This window comes from Verrucosispora sp. SN26_14.1 (genome assembly GCF_004307965.1).
Classification (GTDB): domain Bacteria; phylum Actinomycetota; class Actinomycetes; order Mycobacteriales; family Micromonosporaceae; genus Micromonospora.
The window spans coordinates 1-9466 of sequence record NZ_SISL01000228.1 but is presented as its reverse complement, the minus strand read 5'-3'; the positions used below and the strand labels follow the sequence as shown (position 1 = coordinate 9466).

At 71.2% G+C, this 9466-nt stretch carries 7 protein-coding genes; 5 read left to right on the top strand and 2 right to left on the bottom strand.

Going from position 1 to position 9466, the window contains the following annotated elements; translation table 11 throughout:
- Nucleotides 1–710, top strand: a 710-nt coding sequence (locus EYA84_RS19565) for a DUF4349 domain-containing protein (RefSeq protein WP_131054494.1), incomplete at its 5' end; no start/stop codon positions are given.
- Here the strand turns inward: EYA84_RS19565 and EYA84_RS19560 are convergent.
- Entirely contained in the window at nt 667–1929 is a 1263-nt protein-coding gene (locus EYA84_RS19560; RefSeq protein ID WP_131054493.1) for an amidohydrolase, read from the bottom strand. The genes EYA84_RS19565 and EYA84_RS19560 overlap by 44 nt on opposite strands.
- A gap of 480 nt (nt 1930–2409) precedes the next feature.
- Nucleotides 2410–3996: a methylmalonyl-CoA mutase gene (locus tag EYA84_RS19555; RefSeq protein ID WP_131054492.1), complete on the bottom strand. Its 1587-nt coding sequence runs from the start codon at nt 3994–3996 to the stop codon at nt 2410–2412.
- A gap of 207 nt (nt 3997–4203) precedes the next feature.
- Between EYA84_RS19555 and EYA84_RS19550 the strand changes: the two genes are divergently transcribed.
- The 4 genes from EYA84_RS19550 (at nt 4204) to EYA84_RS19535 (ending at nt 9388) form a co-directional block, all read left to right on the top strand.
- The gene (locus tag EYA84_RS19550; protein ID WP_131054491.1) at nt 4204–6327 is read left to right on the top strand and encodes a serine/threonine-protein kinase; all 2124 of its coding nucleotides are present in this window, start codon (nt 4204–4206) and stop codon (nt 6325–6327) included.
- A gap of 46 nt (nt 6328–6373) precedes the next feature.
- Nucleotides 6374–8092 (top strand): phospho-sugar mutase, encoded by a 1719-nt coding sequence (locus EYA84_RS19545; RefSeq protein WP_131054490.1) that lies wholly within the window; start codon nt 6374–6376, stop codon nt 8090–8092.
- Between the two features lie 215 nt (nt 8093–8307).
- The gene (locus tag EYA84_RS19540; protein WP_343232778.1) at nt 8308–9192 is read left to right on the top strand and encodes a helix-turn-helix transcriptional regulator; all 885 of its coding nucleotides are present in this window, start codon (nt 8308–8310) and stop codon (nt 9190–9192) included.
- Nucleotides 9185–9388: a DUF397 domain-containing protein gene (locus EYA84_RS19535; protein ID WP_131054488.1), complete on the top strand. Its 204-nt coding sequence runs from the start codon at nt 9185–9187 to the stop codon at nt 9386–9388. The genes EYA84_RS19540 and EYA84_RS19535 overlap by 8 nt, the downstream gene beginning before the upstream one ends.
- Nucleotides 9389–9466: the final 78 nt, after the last annotated feature.

Below are 9466 nucleotides of genomic sequence, written 5' to 3'. Positions count from 1 at the left end.
CGGCGACCGGTGCGGCCACCCGGGTGGGTGGCTTCGTCGGCGGCGACCAGCGCCGCAGCTCGGACGCGGACGCGGTCGCGGAACTGACCCTGCGGGTGCCGGCGGACCGGTTCTATCCGGTGGTCGAGGAGTTGGCCGGTCTCGGTCGGCAGGAACGCCGGCAGATCGACACCGAGGACGTCACCGAGGAGACCGTCGACCTCGATGCGCGCATCGCCACCCAGCGGGCCCGGGTGGAGAGCGGTCGCCGGCTGCTCGACCGGGCCGACTCGATCGCCGACCTGGTCAGCCTGGAGAACGAGCTGGCCCGGCGGGAGGCCGACCTCGCCTCGCTGGAGGCGAAGAAGCGGCGGCTCGCCGATCTGACCGCGCTCTCCACCATCACCGTGACCCTGGTGGGGCCGGACGCCAGCACCGCCGACGAGGAGCGGGAGATCGGCTTCCTGGCCGGGCTGAGCGGGGGCTGGGCGGTCTTTCTCGCCTCGATGACCGTCCTGCTCACCGTGCTCGGCGCGGTGCTGCCCTGGCTGCTGGTCCTCGGCGTACCGCTGGGCGCGCTCTGGTGGTGGAGCCACCGCCGACGCCGCCGGGTCCGCCCCGAGCCGGTGCTGGTCGCGCCGATCGGCACGCCGCCACCGCCCGGGGTGAACCTCGGGTCGTCGTCGGTCAGCGAACCGCCGCCAGTGCCTGGAGCGCGGTCTGCACCATGAGTCGTACGCCCGCCGGGATGCACCGTTCGTCCACGTCGAACGACGCCCGGTGCAGGTCCACGTTCGGCCCGGAGCGGCCGACCCCGAGCCGGGCCAGCGCGCCGGGGACGTACTCCAGATACCAGGAGAAGTCCTCGCCGCCCATGCTCTGCGGGGTCTCGGCGACGCCCTCCGGGCCGAGCGCGGCGACGGTGGCCGAGGTCAGCACGTTGATCGCCGCCGCGTCGTTGCAGACCGGCGGGCGGCCCCGCAGGTACTCCAGGTCGACCGTGGCCCCGGTGGGGGCGATCACGTCCCGGACCACCTGGGTGACGATCTTCGGGGCCTGTTCCCAGGCGTCCCGGTCCATCACCCGCAGCGTGCCGGAGGCGGACGCCTCGGAGGGGATGACGTTGTAGCGGGTGCCGGCGGAGGCGTGACCGAAGACCAGCAGCAGCCCGCTGTTGGCCGGCACCCGGCGGCTGATCAGCGCGGGCACCTCGGTGATCAGCCGGCCGAGCGCGTCGACCAGGTCGACGGTCAGGTGCGGGCGGGCGGTGTGCCCGCCCGGCCCGGTGAGCCGGACGGTCACGTTGTCGGCGGCGGCGGTGATCGGCCCGACCCGCAGGCCGACCTTGCCGACCGGCTGGTTCGGGTCGCAGTGCAGCGCGAAGATCTGCACCACGTCGTCCAGTCCGCCCGCCTCGATCACTTCGAGCGATCCGCAGGGCAGGATCTCCTCGGCCGGCTGGAAGATCAACCGGACCCGGCCGGGCAGCTCGCCCAGGTCGGCGAGTTGGGCGAGCAGCATGCCGACACCGAGCAGGATCGTGGTGTGCACGTCGTGCCCGCAGGCGTGGCAGACCCCGTCCACGGTGGAGCGGTACGGCACGTCCTTGACGTCGGTCAGCGGCAGCGCGTCGATGTCGGCGCGCAGCGCGATCACCGGCCCGTCGGGGCGGCCGTTCACGTCGCAGATGACCCCGTTGCCCTTCGGCAGCATCCGGGGGCTGAGCCCGGCCAGGGTGAGTTCCCGGGCGATCAGGGCGGCGGTGTCGAACTCCGAACCGGACAGCTCCGGATGCGCGTGAATGTGACGGCGCGTGGCGATAAGGCCCGGTACCCGGAGGGCGAGCAGGTGGTCCAGCTCGGACGGCAGGGGCTGGCCACCGGTCGGTGGCGCCTCGGGCCAGGACGACGCCAATTGCTCGCCGGTCGGCATGGTCAACGCACTCGTCACGTCGAATTCTCGATCACTAGAAATGGATGGATCATCGGGGACAGCAGACAGCGTAGACCCCTGAAGGTAACTCTGCGCAACCTCGTTCCGGTGATGGTCGGACCGCACAGCGTCACGTATGCCCTGGTTGGAGTGCCCGTAGACGGGTGGGACAGCAGGTAGATCGCGTTCGTACGCTGCCATCCGCCCCCCACCTCCTACAACGCGTAATCGGGGATGCGGGCGGAGAATCTTGTCGAAACTCGTCGCCCGTCGTTCCGAATTGTCGCATTAGTCGGCGCGATGAACTGACGGTACGACAATTACCCGACCACCCACGGCGATCGGCACCGGTGGACGTTCACACGTCCGGACAGTCCTCGACCGCACAGGGTGTGCGTCAACGAGATCATTCGGACGGGATACCCGGAGACGGCCGCGTCGACACGTACAGCGACCGGAAGAGTGGCGAGAAGCGACCGGAAGAGTGCCGAGAACGGCTCAGAACCGGTCGGTCGGGCGGTAGACGCCCCACACCTCGCGCAGCGCCCCGCACACCTCGCCGACGGTGGCCCGCTCCCGCAGGGCGGCCTTCATCGGATAGAGCACGTTGCCGGTGCCCGAAGCGGCCTCCCGCAACTCGGCCAGGGCCCGCTCGACGACCGCGCCGTCCCGCCCGGCGCGCAGCTTGGCCAGCCGCTCGCCCTGCGCCGCCTCGATGGCCGGGTCGACCCGCAGCGGCTCGTACGGCTCCTCGGCGTCGATGGTGAACCGGTTGAGCCCGACCACCACCCGCTCGCCCGAGTCGATCTCCTGCGCGATCTGGTACGCGGACTGCTCGATCTCGCGCTTCTGGAAGCCCGCCTCGATGGCCTCCACCGACGACCCGAACTCGAAGACGCGGCCCATCAGCGCGTCCGCCGCCGCCTCGATCTCGGCGGTCATCGCCTCCACCACGTACGACCCGGCGAACGGGTCCACCGTGGCGGTCAGGTCCGTCTCGTACGCGAGCACCTGCTGGGTCCGCAGCGCCAACCGGGCCGCCTTCTCGGTGGGCAGCGCGATCGCCTCGTCGAAGCTGTTGGTGTGCAGCGACTGCGTGCCGCCGAGCACCGCACCCAGCCCCTGCACCGCGACCCGGACCAGATTGACCTCGGGCTGCTGGGCGGTCAGCTGCACGCCCGCGGTCTGGGTGTGGAAACGGAGCATCAGCGACTTCGGGTTCTTCGCCCCGAACTCGTCGCGCATGAGGCGGGCCCAGATCCGCCGGGCCGCCCGGAACTTCGCCACCTCCTCCAGCAGCGTGGTGCGGGCGACGAAGAAGAACGACAGCCGAGGCGCGAAGTCGTCCACGGCCAGCCCGGCGGCGATCGCGGCGCGGACGTACTCGACGCCGTTGGCCAGCGTGAAGGCGATCTCCTGCACCGGGGAGGCACCGGCCTCGGCCATGTGGTAGCCCGAGATCGAGATGGTGTTCCACTTCGGCACCTCGGTCCGGCAGTAGCCGAACGTGTCGGCGACCAGCCGCAACGACGGCTTCGGCGGGAAGATGTAGGTGCCCCGCGCGATGTACTCCTTGAGGATGTCGTTCTGGATGGTGCCGTTGAGCGCGGCGCCCGGCACCCCGTTCTCCTCGGCGACGAGCTGGTAGAGCAGCAGCAGTACAGAGCCCGGCGCGTTGATCGTCATCGAGGTGGAGACCTTGTCCAGCGGGATGCCGTCGAAGAGCAGCCGCATGTCCTCGATGGAGTCGATGGCGACCCCGACCTTGCCGACCTCGCCGGAGGCGATCGGGTCGTCGGAGTCGTACCCCATCTGGGTGGGCAGGTCGAAGGCGACGGAGAGACCCATGGTGCCGGCCCGCAACAACTGGTGGTACCGCGCGTTGGACTCCGTGGCGGTGCCGAAGCCGGCGTACTGACGCATGGTCCACGGGCGGGAGGTGTACATGGTGGGATAGACCCCACGGGTGTACGGGTACTCGCCGGGAGCGCCCAGCCGGGAGTCCAGATCACCCGGCAGGTGCTCCGCCGTGTAGACGCCCTCGATCGGGAAGCCGGACTCGCTTGACCGCCGCCGTTCGCTCATCACCGGATGGTAGGACGAATGTGCTGGTCACTGGGTGAGGGATAGCGCACACTGGCCCGCTCGACGCCACCACTCGACGTGAGGACCTGCACACGTACCGTTCCGGTCGGTAAACGTCCGCCGCGCCGGGTTTCGCATCGGGCGTCTGAACCAGCAAGATAGAGAGGTTGTGTCCCAGCCCCCTCGACTTCCCCCGGTGGCTTTTCTGTGACTCAGATCCCGACGTGGAGCGGCGGACCAGTCAGCATCCCTACCAACGGCCGCGCGACACCCGGCACCGTCATCGGTGACCGGTACTCGTTGCGTTCCACGGTGGGCAACGGTGGCATGGGCACGGTCTGGCGGGCCACAGACACACTTCTGCGGCGCGACGTGGCGGTCAAGGAGGTCGTCCTACCGCCCGGCCTGGCACCCAGCGACCGCGACGCGATGTACGAACGCACCCTGCGCGAGGCCCGCGCGGCAGCCGCCATCGCCCACCCGGCGGTGGTCCAGGTGTACGACGTGGTCACCGAGGCCGGACGCCCGTGGATCGTGATGGAGCTGCTGGACGCCCGCAGCCTCGCCGACATGGTGATCGAGGACGGGCCGATCGCCCAGCGGGTGGTCGCCAAGATCGGCATCGCGCTGCTCGGCGCCCTGGAGGTGGCTCACGCCATCGGGGTGCTGCACCGCGACGTCAAGCCGGCCAACGTGCTGATCTGCTCCGACGGTCGCTGCGTGCTGACCGACTTCGGTGTCGCCCGGATGCCCACCGACGTGCAGCTCACCACGCCGGGGATGGTGCTGGGCTCGCCGCACTTCATCTCGCCCGAGCGGGCCATGGGCCAGGAGTTCGGCCCGCCCAGCGACCTGTTCTCCCTCGGCGTGACGCTCTACACCGCCGTGGAGGGCCGACCGCCCTTCGACCGGGGCGACCCGATCGAGACCATGCACGCGGTGGTCGAGGACCCGCCGGCCCCGCCGCAGCGCAGCGGCCCGCTGACCCGGGTGCTGATGGGCCTGTTGGAGAAGGACCCGGCCCGTCGACTCGACGTGCACACCGCGCGCGCCATGCTGCGCGAACTGCTCGCCGGCCCGCTGAGCAGCACCGCGTCCGCGGTCAACTCGATGACCGACCCCTACTCCGTGGTGCGGATGCCGCAGCAGTCCGCGCCGATCACCGCGCCGGCCGCCCCGGCGAAGAAGTCCACGCCGTCCGCCGAGATCGGCGGCCCGGCGATGCTCGCCCCCGGTGAGTCGCTGACCGACCGGCTGGCCGCCCTCAGCCGGGGTGAGCGGCCCGGCAAGGCCACCGCCGCCAGTGCCGCCGCGATGGAGGACACCAGCGCCGACGCGCTGGCCCGCCCGGGTCAGCAGAACGCCGCCTCGTCCGCCGGCCGCACCTACGGCGGCGGGGCCGAGGCGACCCAGCGCATCGGTGGTGCGGAAGCCACCCAGCGGATCGGTGGTGCGGAGGCGACCCAGCGGATCGGGGCCGACGCCACCCAGCACATCGGCGCGAACGCCACCCAGCGCATCGGCGCGGACGCGACTCAGCACATCGGTGCCGGGGCGTACGGGTTCGGTGCCCGGCCGGAGGCCACCCAGCAGCTCGGCGGCGACTACGGCGGTCGCTGGCCCGCCGCGCCCCGCCAGCCGTACGGCGCACCAGCACCGCCCGCCGGTGGTGGCGGCAGCAGCCCCCTCGACAAGGCCAAGGCCACGGGGACCCGCGCGGTCGAGACCGTGAAGGGCTGGCCGCGCAAGGTCCAGCTCGCGGCGGCCGGTGGCCTGGTGCTGGTCCTGCTGATCAGCGTGGTGGCGCTCTCCGGCGGCGGCGACCCGCCCGTCACCGACCCGGTCGCCGGACCCGGCAACTCCTCGGACGAGGGGGACCCGGTCGAGATGCAGGAGCACTCGGCGCGCGGCGTGCAGATGCTGGTGCCGAAGGGCTGGAAGCGGACCGCCCCGGCCGGGGCCGTCTACATCGACTACACCGACCCGGACGACAGCGGTCGCCGGGTCCGCATCCTCAACGAGAAGTGGGCCGGCAGCTCGACCCGCTGGGCGCAGAGCGCGGAGAACAACCTCAGGACGCGGTCCAACTCCTGCGCCAAGCCGTACACGCAGATCTCGATGGCGGACAAGGAACTGGCCGGCAAGCCGTCGGCCGAGTTCGAGTACACCTGCGGTGACGGCGAGGCCATGCGGCACGGCGTCTGGCACGGGGTGGCCCACGAGGGCCGGATCTACTCCTTCTATCTGACCGTCAGCGACGCCCGGTTCGACGAGAGCAAGCCGATCTACGACGAGATGCTCAAGTCGTTCCAGCTCACCTCCGCCGGCTGACCGGGGAGACGTCCACGGTGATCCGCCGCCGTGCTATCAAGAGGCAATGGCGGCGGAGACCACTGACATCGACACCATCCGCGAGCAAGCCCAGCGCTGGCTCGCCGACGACCCCGACCCGGCCGACCAGGCGGAACTGCGGGCGGTGCTCGACCGCCTGCCGGACAGCGCCGCCGAACTGGCGGACCGCTTCGCCGGGCCGCTGACCTTCGGCACCGCCGGGCTACGCGGCCCGCTGCGCGCCGGTCCCAACGGCATGAACCTCGCCGTGGTCACCCAGGCCGCCGCCGGGCTGGTCGCCTGGCTCGCCGCCGAGGGCGGCACCGGCCCGGTGGTCATCGGGTACGACGCCCGGCGCGGCTCCCGCGCGGTCGCCGAGCAGACCGCCCGGGTGGCCACCGGGGCGGGTCGCCCGGCCCTGCTGCTCCCCCGCCCGCTGCCCACTCCGGTGCTCGCGTACGCGGTGCGGCAACTGGGTGCGGTCGCCGGGGTGATGGTGACGGCGAGCCACAACCCGCCGCAGGACAACGGCTACAAGGTCTATCTCGGTGCCGAACTGGGCGGCGACTCCGGTGCCGGAGCGCAGGTCGTGCCGCCGGCCGACACCGGCATCGAGGCCGCCATCCGGTCGGTCGGCCCGCTGAGCCGGGTGCCACTCGGTCCCGGGGGCGAGGTGCTCGGTGACGACCTGGTGGCCGCTTACGTGGCACGGGCGGTGCAGGTGGTGTCGCCCGGCGGATCCCGCGACCTGACGGTGGCGTACACGCCGCTGCACGGCGTCGGCGCGGCGGTCCTCACCGCCGCCTTCGCCGCCGCCGGTTTCCCGGTGCCCGGCGTAGTCCCGGAGCAGGCCGAACCGGACGCCGACTTCCCGACGGTCAGCTTCCCCAACCCGGAGGAACCGGGCGCGGTGGACCTGCTCGTCGCGCTCGCCGACACCACCGGCGCGGATCTCGCCATCGCCAACGACCCCGACGCCGACCGCTGCGCCGTAGCGGTCCGGACCCCGGCCAGCGCACCCTCTGCTCCGGTTGCAGGTGGGCCGAGCGGCCCAGCGGGCGGTGCAGGCTGGCGGATGCTGCGCGGGGACGAGGTGGGGGTGCTCCTCGCCGACCACCTGATGCGGCGGGGCGTGACCGGCCTCTACGCCACCACCATCGTCTCGTCGTCGCTGCTGCGGGCGATGTGCACCGCCCGGAACCTGCCGTACGGCGAGACGCTGACCGGGTTCAAGTGGATCGTGCGGGCCGGGGACGGGTCCGCGCCGCTGGTGTTCGGCTACGAGGAGGCACTCGGCTACTGCGTCGCCCCCGACCACGTACGCGACAAGGACGGCATCACCGCCGCGCTGACCGTGGCCGAGTTGGCCGCCGACCTCAAGAGCCGGGGCCGTACGCTCACCGACCGGCTGGACGAGTTGGCCGCCGAGTTCGGCGTCCACCACACCGATCAACTCTCGGTCCGCGTCGACGACCTGCGGCTGATCGCCGACGCGATGGCCCAGATCCGGGCGGCCACCCCGGACACGCTGCTCGGCCAACCGGTCACCGAAGCACAGGACCTGCTGCCCGAGGCGGACGTGATCATCCTGCGTACCGGAGCGGCCCGGGTGGTGATCCGGCCCTCCGGCACCGAGCCGAAGCTCAAGGCGTACCTGGAGGTGGTCGAGCAGGTCGCCGACGGTGACGTCGCGGCGGCCCGTGCTCGCGCGGAGAGCGCCGTCGGAGAGTTGCGGGGCGAGGTTGCGCGGGCTTTAGGGATGTAAGGAAGGGCACCTTATTAACGCCTCGTGCGTAGCAGGGGTCCCCTCCTAACACCCGAGCACAATCACCGAGCGCTACCGCTTGCCCGCGTTGCGCGTCGACAAATAGCATCACTCCATCAACCATCGCCATTTCCGCATCCGGCGGAAACGAGTTCGCAATACGTTTCCTCGACGGCGGAATCTGGTTGCATTCTGGAACTGAGGAGTGTTGCACGGTGCATGCAACGAACGGTTCGACCGTCCCGCGACGGCAGCTCGGCAGGCTGCTCACCCAACTGCGGGTCGATGCCAGGGTCAGCATCGAGGCGGCAGCCGACCGGCTCGACTGCTCGCGGCAGAAGATCTGGCGGATCGAGCGCGGCCTCTCCCCGGCCAGGGGCCCGGACGTGCGCGTGCTCTGCGAGCTTTACCAGGCCACACCCGACCAGGCGAGCGTGCTGGTCGGGCTCGCCGAGGTCAGCAAGGCCGAGGGATGGTGGCACGCGTACGGCCAGTCCATCCCCGCCTGGTTCTCGCTCTACATCGGGCTGGAGAACGTGGCCAGTAGCGTGCGCCACTACAACGCCGAACTGGTGCCGGGACTACTACAGACTCCCGAGTACGCCACCGCGCTCTTTCTTCTCAACCGGCCCGAATTGGGCGAGGAGGAACGAAAGAAGGCGGTCAACTTCCGGATCCAGCGGCAGGGACTCCTGACCCGGCGCCTTCCACCCGCTCCGGAACTGACCGTGATGTTGAGCGAGGCGGTGCTGCGCCGCCCGGTGCCCGACCGGCCGGTGATGGCCGGTCAACTCCGCCACCTGCTTGCCGTCGGCCAACGTCACAACATTTCGATCCGCGTTCTGCCGCTCGCCGCCGGCCCGCCACTCGCCGCCGAGGCGGGCACTTTCGTGCTGCTCGACTTCCCGGATTCCCTGCTCGGAAGCCCGTCCGAACCGCCCACCGTCTATGTCGAAGGGCTCACCGGCGCGCTCTATCTCGACCAGCCGCACGAGATCGCCGCCTACGTACGGGTCTGGCGTGGGCTGGAATCCATCGCGCTCGGGGAGAGAGAATCGATGGAGCTCATCGATGCCATCCGGGGAGAGTGCTATGAGTGACCTGACCGGCGCGACGTGGCGCACCAGCACCCGCAGCGGCACCAACGGCGGCGACTGCGTCGAGGTCGCCGACAACCTGTCCGACGTCGTCGGCATCCGCGACAGCAAGGACCCGACCGGCCCGACCCTCACCGTCACGCCCACCGCCTGGTCCGCCTTCGTCACCGCCGTCCGCACCACCCACCTGCCCCACTGACCTCACGGCCCACGTCGGGCGTCGGGCGTCGGGCGTCGGGCGGGCGTCCGGCGTCCGGCGTCCGGCGTCCGGCGTCCG

Bases quoted from the DNA above. Each gene is read 5' to 3' on its own strand.
- EYA84_RS19555 (WP_131054492.1), bottom strand. From the start codon at position 3,996: ATGAGCGAACGGCGGCGGTCAAGCGAGTCCGGCTTCCCGATCGAGGGC.
- EYA84_RS19545 (WP_131054490.1), top strand. From the start codon at position 6,374: ATGGCGGCGGAGACCACTGACATCGACACCATCCGCGAGCAAGCCCAG.
- EYA84_RS19535 (WP_131054488.1), top strand. From the start codon at position 9,185: ATGAGTGACCTGACCGGCGCGACGTGGCGCACCAGCACCCGCAGCGGC.